This window comes from Streptomyces sp. V2I9, from assembly GCF_030817475.1.
Lineage (GTDB): Bacteria > Actinomycetota > Actinomycetes > Streptomycetales > Streptomycetaceae > Streptomyces.
Window position 1 is genome coordinate 2927392 of the sequence record NZ_JAUSZJ010000002.1, and the last position, 17450, is coordinate 2944841.

Below are 17450 nucleotides of genomic sequence, written 5' to 3' on the forward strand. Positions count from 1 at the left end.
ACGGCCGGCCCCGGACGGAGTGCGCCCGCGTACGCCCCACGGCCGGGGACGCGTCCGCATCCGTCGCCGGGAGCCGCCGTGCGACGCCGTCCTCCGGTGGTCCTAGGACCCGCCTGGTCCTCCGGCCCGATGCGGACGCCCGGCCTCCGCGGTTAGCGTCTCCCTGTGCTCCGGACGAAACCCCCCACCCCCCGCCCCGTGCCCATCCCCCATGCTGAGGGAGTGAGCAACGACGAGTTCCGCGCCGCACTCGCCCGGCTGGCCGCCGGCGTGGTGCTGGTCACCGCCCAGGAGCCGCCTCTCGACGAGGACGGCAGGGGCGAGGACGTCGGCATGACGGCGACCGCCTTCATGTCCGTCTCCCTGGAACCGCCCCTGGTGATGGTGAGCCTGCGCAACGGCTCCCGGATGGACGACCTGCTGGAGGAGCAGCCGCTGTGGGCGGTCTCCTTCCTGGCCGCGAGCCAGCGGCACATCGCGGGCCGGTTCGCGATGAAGGGCCGGATCAGCGACCGGCTGCTGTTCGAGGACATCCCGTACGTACGGGGCGGAACGGCGCACGCACCGCTGATCGGCGGAGCGCTGGCGACGCTGGAGTGCCGCACCGAGCAGCGCGTGGTGGCCGGGGACCACACCCTGGTGATCGGCCGCGTGCTCACGGCGGAGCTGCCGAGCCCTGAGGGCGACCCGCTGACGTACTTCAAGGGCCGCTACCGTCACCTGGGGTGACGGGCGGGGCCCCGCCCGGAAGGCACCGGTCCGCCGTCCGGTCTACCAGTCGCGGCCCGAGCGCCCGCGCTTGGTCTCGCCGCGCGCCTTCTTCTCGCGCAGCCGCCGCTCGTTGATCCCGCGCGGGATCTTCCGCTTGATCCGGGCCTTGGGCGGCGGGGCGGTGGCCTCGGCGAGGAGGGCGGCGAGCCGCACGGCGGCGGTCTCGCGGTTGCGCCACTGCGAGCGGTGCTCGGAGGCCCGTACGGAGACCACACCGCCGACGAGCCGGTCCGCCAGCCGTTCCAGGGCGCGCGCCTTCCACACCTCGGGCAGCGCGTCGGTGGCCGCCAGGTCGAAACGCAGCTCGACCCGGGAGTCGCTGGTGTTGACGTGCTGGCCGCCGGGGCCGGAGGAACGCGAGAAACGCCACATGAGCTCGGCCTCCGGCAGGGAGACCGAACCGCGGATGACATAGGGCCCGGACATGACACCCATGGTCCCTGCCCGACCCCCGGTCCGTCACCTTCTTTGGCGCGCGGGGAGCCCGCGGGTTCTTGGGCACGCGGGGAGCCCGCGCGCCTCTCCGGCGTCCGGGGCCGCCCCGAAGCGTCGTTTCGGCAAAGAAAGTAAAGGGACCAGGAACCTCGTGGTCCGCTGCCTGCGTTAGGACAGGTGACGGTAGCTTTCGTGATGGCACGAAGCCCGCACACGACGAGGAAAGGGACTTCCCATGGCAGTAAGCCTGTCCAAGGGCGGCAACGTCTCGCTCACCAAGGAGGCACCGGGCCTGACCGCCGTCACGGTCGGCCTCGGCTGGGACGTCCGCACCACCACCGGCACCGACTTCGACCTCGACGCCTCGGCCATCGCGGTCAACCCGGCGGGCAAGGTCGTCTCGGACGGCCACTTCGTCTTCTTCAACAACAAGTCGACGCCGGACCAGACCATCGTGCACACCGGTGACAACGTCACGGGTGCGGGCGAGGGCGACGACGAGCAGATCAACGTCAACCTGGCGGGCCTCCCCGCCGACGTGGACAAGATCGTCTTCCCGGTCTCCATCTACGACGCCGAGACCCGCAACCAGAACTTCGGCCAGGTCCGCAACGCGTTCATCCGCATCATCAACCAGGCCGGCGGCACCGAGATCGCCCGCTACGACCTGAGCGAGGACGCCGCCACCGAGACCGCCATGGTCTTCGGCGAGCTCTACCGCAACGGCGCCGAGTGGAAGTTCCGCGCGGTGGGCCAGGGCTACGCCTCCGGTCTGCGCGGCATCGCCCAGGACTTCGGCGTCAACCTCTGACGTATCGCCCCCGGAGCGCACAGCCGCTCGGGCCTCGCTTCACCGGAGCCCCCGACCGCGACCAGCGGCCGGGGGCTCCGGCGTGGATGAGGGCGCGCCGCCCACACCCGCCACCCACCTCCGGCGACGCCCGGCGACGACGGCCGTACCGCCGTCGTCCGAGGACGCACGGGACGGGACCTCCGAAGGCCGGTCACCCCTCCACCGGCGGCCGGCCTCCGCCGTACAGCCAGGCGTCCCACAGGGCGGTGAGGTCCTGTCCCGTCTCCTCCTCCACGTACGCGGTGAAGTCGTCGGTGGAGGCGTTGCCGTGCCGGTACTTCTCCGTCCACCCCCGGACCAGGGCGAAGAACGCCCCGTCGTCGTCCATCGTGCGCCGGATCCGGTGCATGACCATCGCCCCGCGCCCGTAGACCGGCGGGTCGGAGAGGTCGGACGCCGAGGGCGGTCCGGTGGGCGGGAAGGCCCAGTTGGCCTCGTCCTCGTACGCCTCCGCGAAACTCTCCTCGACCGGTACGCCGTCGTGGTCGGCGGCCCAGAGCCACTCCGCGTACGTGGCGAAGCCCTCGTTCAGCCACATGTCCCGCCAGCTCTTCGGGGTGACGGAGTCGCCGAACCACTGGTGGGCCAGCTCGTGGACGAGGAGGGCGGTGTCGGGCGGGCCGGGGAAGAAGGGCCGGTTCTGGGTCTCCAGCGCGTACGCCGCGTCCTCCTCACGCTCGACGATCGCCCCGGCGGAGGCGAACGGGTACGGACCGAACTTCTCCGCCGCCCACGTCAGCACCGCCGGGATCTCCGCCAGCACGTCCTCGCTCGCCGCCTCCGACTCCGGGTCCACGGCGGTCAACAGCCGGATGCCGTCGGGTGTGCGCGACCGCCGGACGGTGAACTCCCCCACCGCGACGGTCGCCGGATAGGTCGCCATCGGCTCGGCGGTCCGCCAGTGGAAGGCGGTGCGGCCGTTCACCGTACGCCGGGAGACCAGCTCCCCGTTGGAGACGGCCGTCAGCGGCTCGGGGACCGTCACCTCGATGTCGTACGCGGCCTTGTCGCTCGGGTGGTGGTTGCCGGGGAACCAGGCCATGGACCCGGTCGGCTCGCCGAGGGCCACCGACCCGTCCGCCGTCGGCAGCCAGCCCTCCTGCCCGCCGTCCGCGTCGGTGAGGGCCTGCGGGGAGCCCGCGTACCGCACGACGGTGGTGAACGTGCGCCCCTCGCGCAGCCGGTCCTCCACCGCCGCGTCCGGACGGATCGTCAGCTCCTTGCCGGCCCGGTTCACGGCGGCCGGCCGGCCCTCGACGGAGGCGCTCTCCACGTGGAGCCCGGCGAGGTCCAGATGGAAGGCGCTCAGGTGCCGGGTGGCGCGGGCGGTGATGGTGGCCGTGCCGCGCAGGTGGCCCGCGACGGGATCGACGTCGAGCTTCAGGCCGTAGTGGGTGACGTCGTAGCCGCCGTTGCCGAGCCCCGGAAAGTACGGGTCGCGCAGCCCGGTCGCGCCCGGGGTCCCCTCGACCCCGCCGGAACATCCCGAGCCGACGAGGGCGAGGGCCAGGGCGAGCAGGAGGGGGACGGCGGCCGGGGTGCGGGGGGTCACCGGTCGATCCTAGGCCGGAGGGCGACGGCGGCCCGGCACGTCGTCGGGCCCGGGGCCCGGGCGGCGGCCCGGCACGTCGTCGGGCCCGGGCTCGGGCATGGGCTTCGGGCCCCGGCTCCGGCGGCGGCCGAACAGCTCCGGCGGGAGGGCCGCGGCGGCAGGGGGCGGGAGGGGCCGCCCGTCTCGGGGGAGGGACGGGCGGCCCCGGCTCAGAGGACGGCGATGTCGAGGGGCCGGTTGCCCGCCTTCAGACGGATCGGCGCACTCCCCTCGTCGTCCAGGTCGACGACCGTGATCCCGTTCCAGTAGCCGTCGCGGGTGAAGCCGCCGGTGACGTAGGCCGTGCGGCCGTCCGGCGAGACCGCCACGTCCTCGTGCGGACCGTCCAGGGGCACGGTCCGCTCCGTTCCGCCGGGATCCCGGACCGTCAGCGAAGGGTCCTCGTCGTCCGCGCCGATCGGGCCGGTGCCCACCACGAGGAGGGTGCCGTCGGGGGTCAGGGCCGCGCCGTGCTGGTGGGTGTTCGCGGTCATCGGCTCGATGGCCACCTCTCCGGTGCGGGGATCGAGGACCGCGAGCCGCTCCCCCTCGAAGGGCAGCAGCAGCTTGCCGTCCTCGGGGCGTACGACGGCGTGGTGCGGCTTCAGCCAGGAGCCGAGCCCGCCCTCCGTGCCGTACGGGGCGACCTCCATGCGCCGGGTCTCCAGCGAGTCGGCGTCCACCGCCGTCACGTCGAAGGAGTCGTGGTCGGTGGCGTACACCTCGCGGCCGTCCGGCGACACGTCCACGTCGAAGGGGCGCAGGCCGACCGCGGCGGTGCCGGTGACCTCACGGGTCGTGGTGTCGATGACCTCGACCGCCCCGTCGCCGCCGGGCACGTTGACCCCGACGTAGACGTGCTTCCCGTCCGGGGCCATGGCGATGCCCATGCCGCCGCCCCGGTACTCACCGGTGGTGACCGGCCCGGACTCCGTCGCGTACGGGACGAGGGCGAGCCGGGTCCGCCGCTGTGTGTCGATGACCGCGACGCCCTCGGCGGTGGCGACCCAGGCGCGCCCGTCCTCGCCGACGACGAGTCCGTAGGGCGCGGTGCCGGCCTTCACCGAGGCGATGGGGGCGCCGCCCGCGCCGGAACCGTCCCGGCCGGGGTCGACGAAGGTCACGGTGTCGCCGCCGAAGTCCGTGACGAGGAGCGTGCCCTCGGGGGTGCGGCCGGCGGGGGCGCGGGACGGGTCGGGGGCCGCCACGGTGCCGGTCGCGGCGGACGCGTGCGGGGTGGCCGCGGGGTCCGGGGCCGCCTCCGTCGTGCCGGTCGCGCACCCGGCGAGCAGGGCGGCGGCGAGGAGGCCGAGGGCGAGGCGGCGGGTACGGGGGCCGGGGGGCCGGAGGGCGGCGCGGGGGCCGAGGGCCGGGGAGCCGGGGCCGGGGTGCGAGGCCCGGCGGGCGGCGCGGGGGCCGCGCTCCCCGGTCATGCGGTGGCCCGCAGCAGGGCGGCCAGCTCGGTGAAGCCGCGCCGCTCGGCGTGGGCCAGCGGCGTCACCCCGTCTCCGTCCGGCAGGTCCCGCGTCGCCCCGGCGGCGAGCAGCAGCTGAACGATCCGCTGGTGCGCGCGGCCGCCGTCACCGAGGATCACCGCCTCCAGCAGGGCGGTCCAGCCGAGCCGGTTGACGTGGTCGACGTCGATGTCGGTGACCCGCAGCACCTCCCGTACGTAGGCGACATGGCCGCGTTCGCTCGCCGGGATGAGGGAGACCCCGCCGAACCGGTTGCACAGGGTCAGGTCCGGACCGGCCGGCAGCAGCACGTGCAGCATCGCCACGCTGCCGGTGACCCCGGTGACCAGCCACGGGGAGTCCTCGCGCCGGTCCCGGGCGTCCGGGTCGGCCCCGGCGGCGACGAGCAGCCGGGCCGCCTCCACGTGGTCGCCGAGGGCGGCGAGGAGCAGCGGTGTGCGCAGTTCCTCGTCACGGACGTCGATGCGGGCGCCGCCCTCGATCGCGGTGCGCACACCTTCGGTGTCGCCGGTGCGTGCGGCGGTGAGGAGGTCGTGATCGAGGGCGTTCATGGGTACTCCGTTCCCGGCTGTGCGTGTGCGGATGGTGACTACCGGGCGAGCGAGGCGACGCCCGCCCGGGCGAACTTCTCGTCGAGGTCGCCGCTGGGCGCGCCGGCCACGCCGATGCCCGCCACCGGGGCGCCCTTGGCCTGGACCGGGGCGCCGCCCCCGAGGAACAGGGTGCCGGGGATGTCCTTCAGGTTCGGGGCCTGCTCCAGGCGCTTGACCAGCTCGGAGGTGGGAGCGTTCCAGGAGACGGCGGTGTACGCCTTCTTCACCGCGGACTCGGGGGACTGCGGGCCCGCACCGTCGCCGCGCAGGGAGACGATGGTGTTGCCGTTGCGGTCGACGACCGCGACGGAGATCCGCTGGTTCTCCTTCTTCGCCGCGTCGAGCGTGGCCAGGGCGGCCTTGGTGGCGGCGGCGACGGTCAGGTGCGTCGTCTGCTGGAGGTTGCGGTTGCTCGTGTCGGCCGTGACCGCGGCGGCGGGGGCGGCGGCCGGGGAGGAGGCGCTCGCGGACATCGTGCCGAACGTGCCGGCTCCGAGGGCGGCGACGACGACGGCGCCGGTGGCGACACGGGTGCGCAGCGACAGCTTCTTCATGGTGGCTCCGTAAGTTGTCGGGTGGCCCGGGGGCGGCCCGGTGATTCGGTGGGAAGCGGCCCGGAGTGGTCCGGGCGTTTCGCTCTGGTATCGATCCTCCCGGCAGAACCCGTCCCGTACGGTCGGCGTACCGGCTGGAAGCGGCGTGCGGGTCGGTCGACGCCCCTGTCGGCCGATCGGTTGATGCGGGGGTGGTCGGATCGGGCCACCATGGAAGATCCGCGCAGGTCAGCGGGGTCGGGCGAGAGGGAACACGAGGTACGAGGTGGACCACCGGAGCGATCGGCGCACCCCGGACGTCGGGGTCGGCCCCGCCGGGGCGGCCCTCGGTGCGGGCCCCGGCGCGGGCGGGCCCGGCCCCGCCTCGGGACCCGGCGGCGACCCCGACACCCGCCGGCTCGCCTTCTTCATGCACGCCGCGTTCTTCCTGCTGCTCGCGGCCTCGCTGACCCGATTCCTGATCCGGCACCCCGGCGAGGCCCGCACCCCGTGGATCATCGCCCTGTCGATCACCCTGGCGGTGCTGTACCTGCTGGGGCCCGTCCTCGGTTCGCGCCCCACCCCGCGCCGGGTCGTCTGGCTCGGCGTGCTCGTCCTCGTCTGGATGGTCCTGGTCGTCCTGGCGCCGAGCTTCGCGTGGTGCGCGGTGCCGCTGTTCTACACCGGGCTGCGCATCCTGCCGCCGCGCGCGGCGCTCGCGCTCGTCGCCCTGCTGACCGCGTTCGTCGTCGCCGCGCAACTGCGCCTGGCGACCGGGTTCGACCCGAACCTGGTGCTCGCACCGCCCGCCGTCGCTGCCGTGGCGACCGCCGTCTTCGTCCACATGCGGGGCCAGGCGGTACGCCAGCAGGAGCTGGCCGCCCGGCAGCACGAGCTGATCGACGACCTGCTGCGCACCCGGCGCGAGCTGGCCGCCACCGAGCGGCGCGAGGGGACCCTCGCCGAACGCCAGCGGCTCTCCATGGAGATCCACGACACCCTGGCGCAGGGCCTGTCCAGCCAGCAGATGCTGCTCCAGGCGGCCGACCGCACCTGGAACGCCGACCCGGATGCGGCCCGCCGCCATGTCCGTACGGCCACCGCCATCGCGGAACGCAACCTCGCCGAGGCCCGCCGCTTCGTCCACGACCTGGCCCCGGCCGACCTGGCGGAGGGCGGTGGCCTGGAAGCGGCCCTGTACGCGCTGGCGGCCCGCGAGAGCGCCCAGGCGGAGGGGGCGCTCACCGTCCACTGCCATGTGGAGGGCGCCCCGGCCGCGCCCCTGCCGGACCGGGTGCAGTCGGCCCTGCTGCGCATCGCCCAGGGGGCCCTGGCCAACGTGCGGGAGCACGCCGGGGCCACCGCCGCCGGGCTGACCCTGACCCACCTCGACGACCGGGTGGTCCTGGACGTCGGCGACAACGGCCGCGGCTTCGGCGTGGAGCCCTCGGGGGTGCGCGGCCCCGGCACCGTGCGCGGCCACGGCCTCCCGGCGATCCGGGCCCGCGTGCACCAGCTCGGCGGGTCGCTCACCATCGAGTCGGCCCCGGACGAGGGCACAGTGCTCTCCGCAGAGATCCCGCTCGCGCCCGCCCCGCCCATCACCCCGGAGGACCCCGCATGACCGGCCAAGGCCCGCAGACGCCCCCCGTACCTCCGGTGCCTCCCGTACGCATCCTGCTCTGCGACGACCACGTGGTCGTCCGGGCCGGACTGCTCGCGCTCCTCGGCAGCGAACCGGACATCGAGGTCGTCGGCGAGGCCGGCAGCGGCGAGGAGGCGGTGGTGCTCGCCGCCCGCCTCACCCCCGACGTCGTCCTCATGGACCTCCAGCTCGGCGAGGGCATCGACGGCGTCGAGGCCACCCGCCGCATCGCGGCCGACGGCACGGTCCACGTCCTGGTGCTGACCACCTACGACACCGACGCCGACATCACCCGCGCCATCGAGGCGGGCGCCACCGGCTACCTGCTGAAGGCGGAACGCCCCGAGGAACTGTTCGCGGCGATCCGGTCCGCGGCCCAGGGCCGCACCACGCTCTCGGCCCCCGTCGCCAGCCGGGTGATGGCCCGGATGCGCAGCCCGCGCCCCACCCTCACCGACCGCGAACGCGACATCCTGGCCCAGCTCTCCCAGGGCCTCGGCAACCGCGACATCGCCCGTGCCCTGTTCATCAGCGAGGCCACGGTCAAGACCCACCTGGGCCGGATCTACGACAAGCTGGGCGTGGACACCCGCGCGGGAGCGGTGTCGGTCGCCAAGGAGCAGCGCCTCCTGCCGTGAGCGGGGGCGCGGGCCGTGACCGGCCGGGCGGGGTCGCGGAACTTTCGTCCAAGACAAGCGCGGCGACGTCGGCGACCGTAGGGGCATGCGCAGACATCACGGCGGTCCCGCGCCCGGGGACCGCGATTCCGAGAACGGCTGGGAGGTCGCCCGCCTCCTCGGCGGCACAGCGCCCGACGGGGTCCGGATGGCCGGCTTCCGTGACCGCGCCTCCGTCGGCCTGGACATGCAGGTGCTCCCCCAGCCCGTCGTGGTCGTCGTCATCGGACTCGGGGACGACCCCCTCACCGTGGAAAGTGCCACGGCTCACCGGCCCCTGAGGAGCTTCGTCGCCGCGTTGTCACCCGGACCGGCCCGTATCCGGGGCGAGAACGTCGAATGTGTCGAAGTGTGTCTGCCGCCCCTGGCCGCCCACGCCGTGCTGGGCGTCTCCCCGCGCGAACTGGACGGGTCGGTCAACGGGCTGGAAGACCTGTGGGGACGGCACGCCCGCCACCTCCGTGAGCAGCTGACCGACACCACGACGTGGCAGGAGCGCCTGATGCTGACGGACGCGTTCCTCGCGCGGCGGGCCGCGTCCACACCGCCGGTCTCGCCCGAGGTCGCCGCCGCCTGGGACACCATCGTGGCCCGCCGGGGCCGGGTCCGGGTCGCCGGTCTCGCCGCGTCCCTCGGGTGGAGCCGCAAGCGGCTGTGGTCCAGGTTCACCGACCAGATCGGCCTCACCCCCAAACGCGCCGCCATGCTGGTCCGCTTCGACCACGCCGCACGGGCCCTCTGCGCGGGCGAGAACGCGGACAGCGTCGCCGCCGCGTGCGGATACGCCGACCAGTCCCACCTCCACCGCGACGTCACGGCCCTGGCCGGATGCACGCCGCGCGCGCTGGCCGACAGGTCCACGTCCGCCGGCTGACCTTCACGCACGTACCCACCGCGCATCCCACCGCGCATCCCACCGCACACAGTCGAGAGGACCACACCCATGACCAACACCGATGTCACGGTCGCGGAGACGGCCGGCCGCGATCTGATCGTCCGGCTCGCGTTCGGGAGCATGGCGGCGCAGACCCTGCGCGCGGCAGCCCGGCTGAGGGTGGTGGAACTGGTGGGCGACAGGGCGCGCCCGGCCGTCGAGGTGGCCGCCGACGCCGGAGCCGAACCTCAGCCCATGGAGCGGCTGCTGCGCGCCCTGGCCGGGCTCGGCCTGCTGCGGGAGCCCGTCCCCGGATCCTTCTCGGTGACCCCCGCGGGCGCACTGCTGCACCCCGGCCGCCCCGACTCGCTCGCCTCGTTCGTCAGGATGTTCACCGAACCGGTGATCGTGCGCGCCTGGGAGCACCTGGACGACAGCGTCCGCACCGGCGAGGTCGCGTTCGACGGCATATTCGGCACCGACTTCTTCAGCCACCTCGCCCGGCATCCCGAACTGTCCGCGGAGTTCAACGCGGCGATGAGCCAGGCCGCTGCGGAGACCGCCGCCGCCCTGCCGCACGCCTTCGACTTCGGCCGGTTCACCACGGTCACGGATGTCGGCGGGGGCGACGGGACCCTCCTGGCCGGTGTGCTCTCCGCGCATCCCGGCCTCACCGGTGTCGTCCTCGACACGGCGGAGGGGTTGGCGGCGACGCCGGACACGATGGCGCGGCACGGGCTGGAGGACCGGTGCTCCCTGATCGCCGGAGACTTCTTCCACGCGGTGCCCGCGGGCTCGGATCTCTACCTGATCAAGAGCGTCCTGCACGACTGGACGGACGACCGGGCGGTCACGATCCTGAGCCACTGCCGCGAGGTGCTGCCGCCCGGCGGCCTCGTCCTGATCGTGGAGCCCGTGCTTCCCGACGCGGTCGACCTCCGGGACGACGTCACCGACGGCGGGGTCACCTACCTGAGCGACCTCAACATGCTGGTGAACGTGGGCGGCCGGGAGCGCACCCGCGAGGACTTCGCGGAGGTGTGCCGCCGAGCGGGCCTGACCCTCACGGCGGTCACCCCGCTCGCGGAGGCCGCGCCGTTCGCCGTCATCGAGGCCGTGGCCGCCTGACCCGCGCCGGGCGGTCCCGCGCACAGCGGACGGGGCCGCCCGCACCGCTCCACCCGGTCGTGGCGGCCCGCCCCGGACGGACGTGACACCATCGAACCGTGCTCGACATCGGCTACTCCCTCTCCCGCCGCTTCCCCGATCCCCCGCAGACCGACTACCGCCGCGCGGACGTCCGGGCGCTGCGGCACGATCTGTTCTCCGGCGACGTCTACCTCGCCGACACCAAGGCGGACCGCGAGGTGTCCACAGGCTGGGGATGGGTGCCGGTGCTCGACTTCGCGTGGGCTCTGTGCGACATCGTCGAGCAGATCGACCAGGACCCGCGCGGCAACCGCTCGCACCGGAGGCAGTACGCGGAGCTGGACTTCACCGAGTCCTCGGACGTCATGATCTTCGAGCGGCGCTTCGGCTGGGTCGACGTCGAGGCGGACTGGATGCCCGGCGACGAACCCCCGCTGACCTTCAGCCACTCCCTCCTGCGCCGCGAGGCCCGCGACTTCCTGCACGACCTGATCGCCGACCTGGCCGACCTGCACGAGGGCCTCGCCGACAACCCCGTGATCTGGGACCTCCAGGCCCGCTTCCCCCGGATCTGAGCCCTCCGCGACCTCCGGGGCCTCCCCACCCCCGCAGCCCCCCGGCGCGCGCCCCTCACGCCTCCACCCGCACCCCGATCTGCGCCGCGAACGCCGGGGCCAGCTCCATCAGCTGCACCGGGCTGATCACCGCGCCCGCCAGCCGTTCCACACCCCGCGCGATGTCCAGCTCGGCCACCGTGCGCAGGTCCACCGACTCCATCCGGACGCCGCTGAAGTCCGCCCGCCGCAGCACGCAGTCGCGGAACTCGACGCGGACCAGGTGCGCGTCCCCGAAGTCCGGTTCGGACAGCACGCAGCCCTCGAAGACGACGTCCTTGAGCCGCGCCCCGCGCAGGTTCAGGTAGTCGATCTTGCCGCCCCGCACCAGCACCCGCTCCAGCACCGCACCGTGCAGCCGCACCCCGCCGAGGCGGGCGTCCACCACCTCCACGTCCCGCAGCGACGCCTCCGCGAGGTCCGTGCCCACACCCCGTACGCCCGTCAGGACCGAGTCGATGAAACGGGCCCGCGCCAGCTCCGCGCGGTCCAGGGCACAGCCGTCCAGGGCGCAGTCCAGGAACCTCGCCCCCCGGCCCGACGCGTCCGCCAGGTCCGCCCCGCCGAACCGGAGCCCGTCGTAGTCCCCGTCCGGCTCCAGGCCCTCGCCGTCGTACGGGACGAGAGGCGGCAGCCGCACCTCCGGCCGCCGTGCCGCCGTCACGCCCGCCGTGCTCCTCTTCCCGCCGCTCACTGCCATCCCCCCATCGTGACGCACACCACGGACAACGCCCCGCCGACCGTGTCACGTGCGGACGCCCCCGATCCGTCACATCATCAACGACGCGAAGGAGATCCAGCCATGGTGCACATCCACGTCATCGGCGGCGGGCTCGCCGGGCTCACCGCCGCGATCACGGCGGCCGAGTCGGGCGCACGGGTCACCCTGTACGAAGGCCACCGGGCGCTCGGCGGCCGGGCCAGGACCGCCGACGGGCCGTACCGCGCCAACGAGGGCCCGCACGCCCTGTACCGGCACGGCCCGCACGCCACCTGGCTGGCCCGGCGCGGGCTGCTCGGCCCCCTCGTCCCCGTACCGCCCCGCGAAGGGCTCCGCTTCCGCTTCCGCCGTGCCGGGGCCCTCCGCCGGATGCCTCCCCCGGCCCTGCTGCGGCTCGTCCGCCGGGCCCCGCACACCGCCCCGGTGGACGACCGCTTCCTGGACTGGGCGGCGGACCGGGTCGGCGCGGAGGGCGCCAGGGCGGCCGCGCACTTCGCCGCCACCGCGCTGTTCCACCACGACCCCGGTGCGCTCTCGGCCCGGTTCGTCCAGGAGCGCCTGCACCGGCTCGGCTCGCTGCCGCCCGAGGCCCGCTACCCGGTCGGCGGCTGGGGGACGCTGGTCGAGCGGATGGCCGCCCACGCCCGCGGTCTCGGGGTCACCGTCGAGACGGCCACCCGCGTCGACACCCGGACGCTCGGCGAGCTGGCCCGTACCGGACCGGTGATCGTCGCCACCTCGCTCGCCGCCGCCCGCGCCCTGCTCGACGACGCGTCCCTCACCGGGGAGAGCGGCCGCACCGTCCTGGTGGACCTGGCGGTACGCACCCGGCGCGGCGACGCGTTCGTGGTGTCGGACCTGGACGCGCCCGGCTGGCTGGAACGGTTCACCGCCCAGGACCCCGGTCTCGCCCCGGCGGGCGAACAGCTGCTCCAGGGCCAGTTCCCGATCGGCCCGGACGCGCGCCGGGCGGAGGGCGTCGCCCGCGCCGAGGAACTGCTCGACCTGGGCTTCCCCGGCTGGCGGGAGCGCACGACCTGGCGCGGCGAGGCACTGGCCGACGGCCGCACCGGGGCCGTCGACCGCCCCGGCACCACCTGGCGTGACCGGCCCTCCGTCGTCCGTGGCGACGGGGTCTTCCTGGCGGGCGACCAGGTCGCCGCCCCCGGACTCCTCAGCGAGGTCTCCTTCACCAGCGGCCTCGAAGCCGCGATGCTCGCGGTGAAGGCCGCAGGGCAGCGCACCGGGTCCGGGGCCGGCTGCCGGCGCAGGTGAGGTACGGGCCGCGGTGCCGGGCGAGACCGCCACCGCCACCACGTACGGAGGGCCGCACGCTGCCACCGATGGGGTGACAGCGTGCGGCCCGTTCTTCCGGTACGTGAGGCACCAGATGCTTCCGGTACGTCAGGCGTCCTGCGCCCGGTGTCACGTACCCGGTGGTGCGCGATCCGGGTCAGATGTGGACCTGGGACGCCGGGGCTCCCGCACCGGAGGCGATCAGGCCGAGACCCGACCAACCACCCTTGATCTCACCGCCGTTGTTCAGCCAGGCACGCGCCGAGCCGTCCGGGGCGACCGCGACGTAGTCGGCCCGGCCGTCGCCGTTGGCCTCGGCGAACCGCACCTGTGCGCCGGGGACGCCCATGGCGGGGGCGTAGACACCGAGCGTCGTCCAGTTCCCGTTGCCGTCCTTGTTCAGCCACGCCTTCACGGAACCGTCGTCGGCGACCACCAGGTAGTCCGCCCGGCCGTCGGCGTCGAGGTCCGCGAACCGCACCTGGCTTCCGGGGGCCCCGGCACCGGTGGAGAGACGGATGACACCGCTCCAGCCGCCGCTGCCGTCTCCCCCCTGGTTGAGCCACGCGCGCACCGAACCGTCGTCGGCCACCGCGAGGTAGTCCGCCCGGCCGTCCGCGTTGACATCGGCGAACCGGACCTGGGCGGCCGGGGCGCCGACGCCGGCGGCGTACGTACCGAGGGCCGTCCAACCGCCCTTGCCGTCACCGCCGTTGTTCAGCCATGCCTGTACGGAGCCGTCCGCGCCGAGGACCAGATAGTCGGCGCGGGCGTCGGCGTTCAGATCGGCGAAGTGCACCGAGGAGCCGGGGGCGCCCACGCCCACGGCGATCTGGCCGACGGAGGTCCAGCCCCCGGCGGCGCCGTTGTTGGTCCAGGCACGCACCGAGCCGTCCGGCGCGACGACGAGGTAGTCGTCCCTGCGGTCCGCGTCGATGTCGGCGAAGCGGACCTGGTCCGCCGGGGCGCCCGCGCCCGCCGCGAAGCGGTCGACGGGCGTCCAGCCGCCTCCGCCCACGCCGCCGCCGTCGCCACCGCCGTTGAGCCAGGCCCGTACCGCGCCGTTGGCGTCCACCACGAGGTAGTCGGCCCTGCGGTCGGCGTTGACGTCCGCGAAGCGCACCCAGGAGCCGTGAGCACCCGTGCCGGTGGCGATCTGCCCGGCGGCGGTCCAGCCGCCGATGCCGCTGCCGCCCTGGTTCAGCCACGCCTGGACGGCCCCGTCGGCGGCCACGGCCAGGTAGTCCGCGAAGCCGTCGGCGTTGACGTCGGCGAACCGCACCTGGTCGGCCGGAACGCCGACCCCGGAGGCGATCTGCCCGGCGGCGGTCCAGCCCGCCGTGCCGGTGCCGCCCTTGTTGAGCCACGCCCGCACGGCGCCGTTCGGGTCGACCACGAGGTAGTCGGTGAACCGGTCGGCGTTCAGGTCGGCGAACCGCACCTGGCCACCGGCGAGGTTCACGCCGGTGGCGACCTGTCCGGCGGCGGTCCAGCCGCTGACGCCGGTGCCGCCCTTGTTCAGCCAGGCCCGCACCGCGCCGTTGGCGTCCACCACCAGGTAGTCGGCGTAGCCGTCGCCGTTCAGATCGGCGAACCGCACCCGGCCTCCCGCCAGGTCCACACCCGAGGCGACCTGCCCGGCGGAGGTCCAGCCGCCGCGGCCGTCACCGCCCTTGTTCAGCCAGGCGCTTACCGCCCCGTTGGCGTCGACCACGAGGTAGTCGGCGCGGCCGTCGGCGTTCAGGTCCACCTGGTAGTCGCCCAGGCCCGTACGGGCCGGAGCGGGCTTCACGACGACCTGCTCGCTGATCCACCCCTTCCGGGCGACCTGCGAGATGCCCTCCGCGAAGACGTCGGCCATCTTCACGTAGCCCTGGTCATTGGGGTGGAGCCGGTCCTTCAGGTCGGCGTGCGTGAGGGAGGCCATGCTGACGAACGCGACCTTGTGCTTCTGGGCCTGCCGCTCGGCGACGATCTTCGGGATCTCCGCGTTGTACGCGTTGATCCGCGCCTGGACCGCCGGGGAGGTGGACGGGACCAGGGAGGCGACGACGATCGTGGTGTCCGGGGACGCCGCGATCATCTGGTCGATCAGCCCGGCCAGCCGGGCGGGGGCGGTGGCGACCTGGTGGTCACGGTCCATGTCGTTGGTGCCGATGTGCAGCAGCACGACGTTCGGCTTGGCCTGGTCCATCCAGGAGTCGATGTTGGCCGACAGGCCCTCGATCAACCACCCCGAATGGCCCTCGTGGTCGAGGTCGGGCAGTTGGCCGTGTTTCAGCGAGCCGACGAAGTCCAGCGTCCCCGCCCGCGGTACGAGCCGGGGCCACAGGGCGGCCCGGTAGCTGGACCGGGTGGAGCTGCCCGCCCCCTCGGTGATGGAGTCGCCGAGCGGCATGACGGTGAGGCGGGGGACCTTCCAGTCCACACCCAGCTCGTCGGGCGTCCCGCCCTGGCCGGGGGTGTCGTCGTGGTACGTGTACGTGTTGAGCTCGTTCACGGCCGCCAACGCGTCGCTCTCCGGTACGGGCTGCGCCCAGGAGGTGTCGTACTGATCCACCGCGATGAAGTTCGGCTTCTTGCGGGCGGCGGGTGAACAGAACCGCTGCGCCCGATTGACGATCTTCGCGTTGTCGTTCCGGGCCGTGTCCTCGTACGCGGCGTCCCGGAAGTGGTTCATGACGAACAGCCGGCGGAACTTCGGCTCTTCCTTCGCCAGCGGGATCTCGTCCCACCGAGTGCGGCAACTCCAGTCCGAGTTGCCGATGCCCGCACCCATCGACCAGTAGTTCTCGGCCGTCCAGTCCTTGTCGTGCTGGAAACTGAGACGGTGCCGCTTGAGCCTGTCCTTCTCGTCTTCCTTGGCGGTTTCGCCGTCGCTGGTGAACAGGACGAGCCGTTTACCGCGCTCGACCATGTCCGAGACCTTGGGCCACCCGTTCGCCTTCACGTTCCAGGCGATGTCCGAGGACCAGCCGGGGATCGTCTCCGAGGACGGGTTGAACACCATGCCGGCGAGCTGACCACCGGGCCCGAGGTCGTCCCCGATCTCAGCGTTCAGCTCGTCGTACGAGGTGGCGTCCTGCAGGAAGACGGTGACGATCTCGTTCCCGTTGGCCGGGTCCTTCAAGAAGTCCGCGATGTCGGTGAACACGTCGGACATGGGCCGGCTGGTCGGAATGCACACTTCGTGGCACATCCGGACTCTGCCGTTGTGCTGGTAGCCGTCGAGCATCAGACCGCGTACGCCGTTGGCCAACTGCTGCCGGATGGAGTGGGACTGGTTCGGCATGGGCGCCGCGCCGTCCGCGTCGTCCTGGTTGTAGAAGGCGTTGTGCGCGGTGAGGTAGGTCCGCTGGTCGAACGTCGGATCAGCAGGCATCGCCTGCTTCGTGGGCGACACGCGGGTGACGTACCAGAGTTGCTTCTCGCCCTCGTCCAGGGAGGCGCCGAACGTCACGTCGCCCCCGTTCTCCCGGTCCTCCTTGTCGACCTTCGCCGGGGTCTGCAGGTACTCCACGTGTCCCACCGGGCGGATCTTGTACTGATCCCCCTTGTACCGGTGGAACTCCCAGTCCGTGCCGGGGCCGGCACAGTCGCGGAAGGCCAGCCGCGCTGCGCCTTCGGCGTCGGCGTCCCGCCCCATGCACCGGTCGTCCAGGGTGCGGCTCCTGACCTTGTACGTGCCGCCTGCCGATGCCTGGAGGTACCACCACTGGTTGTCCTCGTCGCCCTTGGGGGGCGTGGCGCGGTGGAGCAGCTCGGTACCGGAGATCTGGTAACCGCCGCCCCCCGCGCCCTCCACGTCGTCTCCGACGCTCTGGATGACCACGGTCGTGTCGACGGGCGGGCCGGCCGCCGGATCGCCCGGGGCCGCGACGGCGGGGGACGACCCCACCACTGCCGTGACCGAGGCCAGCAGCGCTCCCGCGAGGGAGGCGGCGATCAGCCGCGCGCCGAGGCGGGCACGTCGGCGGGCGGGCGCGGGGGTCGCGGGCCGGTCGCCCTCCGCTCCCACCGCGTCGAGGGGTCGTCTTCGGCGGTAGCCGGAAAGACGTCTCATGTGCGTTCCTTCGATGGTCGGTTCAGCTGTCGGCCACCGTCGGATCGGGTCCCGCCGGCCGCGCCGCGCGGCTTCGCCCGTCCCACGGCCGGAATCGCCCGGGCGGCGGGCACGGCACGTACGGGGAAGACGATCGGTGTGGCCAAGCAAAGCTTCGCTC

15 protein-coding genes are annotated in these 17450 nt (G+C 73.8%); 8 read left to right on the forward strand and 7 right to left on the reverse strand.

The features are described 5' to 3' along the window. Positions 1–222 precede the first annotated feature (222 nt). The gene (locus tag QFZ71_RS12755; protein WP_307668351.1) at positions 223–729 is read left to right on the forward strand and encodes a flavin reductase family protein; all 507 of its coding nucleotides are present in this window, start codon (positions 223–225) and stop codon (positions 727–729) included. A 42-nt stretch (positions 730–771) separates the two neighbouring features. On the opposite strand, the gene arfB is transcribed toward QFZ71_RS12755, so the two are convergent. Further along, positions 772–1206, reverse strand: coding sequence for an alternative ribosome rescue aminoacyl-tRNA hydrolase ArfB (arfB, locus tag QFZ71_RS12760; RefSeq protein ID WP_307668352.1), 435 nt, complete (start codon positions 1204–1206; stop codon positions 772–774). Between the two features lie 235 nt (positions 1207–1441). On the opposite strand from arfB, the gene QFZ71_RS12765 reads away from it, so the two are divergent. Further along, on the forward strand, positions 1442–2017 hold the full coding sequence (locus QFZ71_RS12765; RefSeq protein WP_307668353.1) for a TerD family protein: 576 nt from the start codon (positions 1442–1444) through the stop codon (positions 2015–2017). A gap of 193 nt (positions 2018–2210) precedes the next feature. Here the strand turns inward: QFZ71_RS12765 and QFZ71_RS12770 are convergent, their stop codons facing one another. From QFZ71_RS12770 to QFZ71_RS12785, 4 genes are all read right to left on the reverse strand, one after another. Beyond that, a complete protein-coding gene (locus QFZ71_RS12770) occupies positions 2211–3611 on the reverse strand; it encodes a M1 family metallopeptidase (RefSeq protein WP_307668354.1) in 1401 nt (466 codons plus the stop codon). Between the two features lie 209 nt (positions 3612–3820). Continuing rightward, the gene (locus tag QFZ71_RS12775) at positions 3821–5083 is read right to left on the reverse strand and encodes a YncE family protein (RefSeq protein WP_307668355.1); all 1263 of its coding nucleotides are present in this window, start codon (positions 5081–5083) and stop codon (positions 3821–3823) included. Further along, complete coding sequence (locus tag QFZ71_RS12780; protein ID WP_307668356.1) at positions 5080–5676, reverse strand: ankyrin repeat domain-containing protein; 597 nt, start codon at positions 5674–5676, stop codon at positions 5080–5082. The genes QFZ71_RS12775 and QFZ71_RS12780 overlap by 4 nt, the downstream gene beginning before the upstream one ends. A 38-nt stretch (positions 5677–5714) precedes the next feature. After that, positions 5715–6272, reverse strand: coding sequence for a heme-binding protein (locus tag QFZ71_RS12785; protein WP_307668357.1), 558 nt, complete (start codon positions 6270–6272; stop codon positions 5715–5717). A gap of 265 nt (positions 6273–6537) precedes the next feature. Here QFZ71_RS12785 and QFZ71_RS12790 point away from each other — a divergent pair, with 265 nt between their 5' ends. The 5 genes from QFZ71_RS12790 to QFZ71_RS12810 all read left to right on the forward strand — a co-directional run bounded on the left by QFZ71_RS12790 (position 6538) and on the right by QFZ71_RS12810 (position 11171). Then, positions 6538–7875 carry a sensor histidine kinase gene (locus QFZ71_RS12790; RefSeq protein ID WP_307668358.1) on the forward strand — a complete coding sequence of 446 codons (1338 nt, stop codon included), beginning with the start codon at positions 6538–6540 and terminating at the stop codon, positions 7873–7875. Further along, entirely contained in the window at positions 7872–8534 is a 663-nt protein-coding gene (locus tag QFZ71_RS12795) for a response regulator transcription factor (RefSeq protein ID WP_307668359.1), read from the forward strand. Before QFZ71_RS12790 ends, QFZ71_RS12795 begins: the two co-directional genes overlap by 4 nt. An 85-nt stretch (positions 8535–8619) precedes the next feature. Then, on the forward strand, positions 8620–9447 hold the full coding sequence (locus QFZ71_RS12800) for a helix-turn-helix domain-containing protein (RefSeq protein ID WP_307668360.1): 828 nt from the start codon (positions 8620–8622) through the stop codon (positions 9445–9447). A gap of 69 nt (positions 9448–9516) precedes the next feature. After that, a complete protein-coding gene (locus QFZ71_RS12805; RefSeq protein WP_307668361.1) occupies positions 9517–10575 on the forward strand; it encodes a methyltransferase in 1059 nt (352 codons plus the stop codon). Positions 10576–10673: 98 nt separating this feature from the next. Continuing rightward, the gene (locus QFZ71_RS12810) at positions 10674–11171 is read left to right on the forward strand and encodes a hypothetical protein (protein WP_307668362.1); all 498 of its coding nucleotides are present in this window, start codon (positions 10674–10676) and stop codon (positions 11169–11171) included. A 55-nt stretch (positions 11172–11226) separates the two neighbouring features. Here the strand turns inward: QFZ71_RS12810 and QFZ71_RS12815 are convergent, their stop codons facing one another. Beyond that, positions 11227–11910, reverse strand: coding sequence for a pentapeptide repeat-containing protein (locus QFZ71_RS12815; protein WP_307668363.1), 684 nt, complete (start codon positions 11908–11910; stop codon positions 11227–11229). A 102-nt stretch (positions 11911–12012) separates the two neighbouring features. Between QFZ71_RS12815 and QFZ71_RS12820 the strand changes: the two genes are divergently transcribed. Further along, complete coding sequence (locus tag QFZ71_RS12820) at positions 12013–13206, forward strand: NAD(P)-binding protein (RefSeq protein ID WP_307668364.1); 1194 nt, start codon at positions 12013–12015, stop codon at positions 13204–13206. Positions 13207–13384: 178 nt separating this feature from the next. On the opposite strand, the gene QFZ71_RS12825 is transcribed toward QFZ71_RS12820, so the two are convergent. Next, positions 13385–17290 (reverse strand): FG-GAP-like repeat-containing protein, encoded by a 3906-nt coding sequence (locus QFZ71_RS12825; protein WP_307668365.1) that lies wholly within the window; start codon positions 17288–17290, stop codon positions 13385–13387. Positions 17291–17450 lie beyond the last annotated feature (160 nt).

Bases quoted from the DNA above. Each gene is read 5' to 3' on its own strand.
- arfB (WP_307668352.1), bottom strand. From the start codon at position 1,206: ATGGGTGTCATGTCCGGGCCCTATGTCATCCGCGGTTCGGTCTCCCTG.
- QFZ71_RS12765 (WP_307668353.1), top strand. From the start codon at position 1,442: ATGGCAGTAAGCCTGTCCAAGGGCGGCAACGTCTCGCTCACCAAGGAG.
- QFZ71_RS12775 (WP_307668355.1), bottom strand. From the start codon at position 5,083: ATGACCGGGGAGCGCGGCCCCCGCGCCGCCCGCCGGGCCTCGCACCCC.
- QFZ71_RS12780 (WP_307668356.1), bottom strand. From the start codon at position 5,676: ATGAACGCCCTCGATCACGACCTCCTCACCGCCGCACGCACCGGCGAC.
- QFZ71_RS12785 (WP_307668357.1), bottom strand. From the start codon at position 6,272: ATGAAGAAGCTGTCGCTGCGCACCCGTGTCGCCACCGGCGCCGTCGTC.
- QFZ71_RS12795 (WP_307668359.1), top strand. From the start codon at position 7,872: ATGACCGGCCAAGGCCCGCAGACGCCCCCCGTACCTCCGGTGCCTCCC.
- QFZ71_RS12800 (WP_307668360.1), top strand. From the start codon at position 8,620: ATGCGCAGACATCACGGCGGTCCCGCGCCCGGGGACCGCGATTCCGAG.
- QFZ71_RS12805 (WP_307668361.1), top strand. From the start codon at position 9,517: ATGACCAACACCGATGTCACGGTCGCGGAGACGGCCGGCCGCGATCTG.
- QFZ71_RS12815 (WP_307668363.1), bottom strand. From the start codon at position 11,910: ATGGCAGTGAGCGGCGGGAAGAGGAGCACGGCGGGCGTGACGGCGGCA.
- QFZ71_RS12820 (WP_307668364.1), top strand. From the start codon at position 12,013: ATGGTGCACATCCACGTCATCGGCGGCGGGCTCGCCGGGCTCACCGCC.
- QFZ71_RS12825 (WP_307668365.1), bottom strand. From the start codon at position 17,290: ATGAGACGTCTTTCCGGCTACCGCCGAAGACGACCCCTCGACGCGGTG.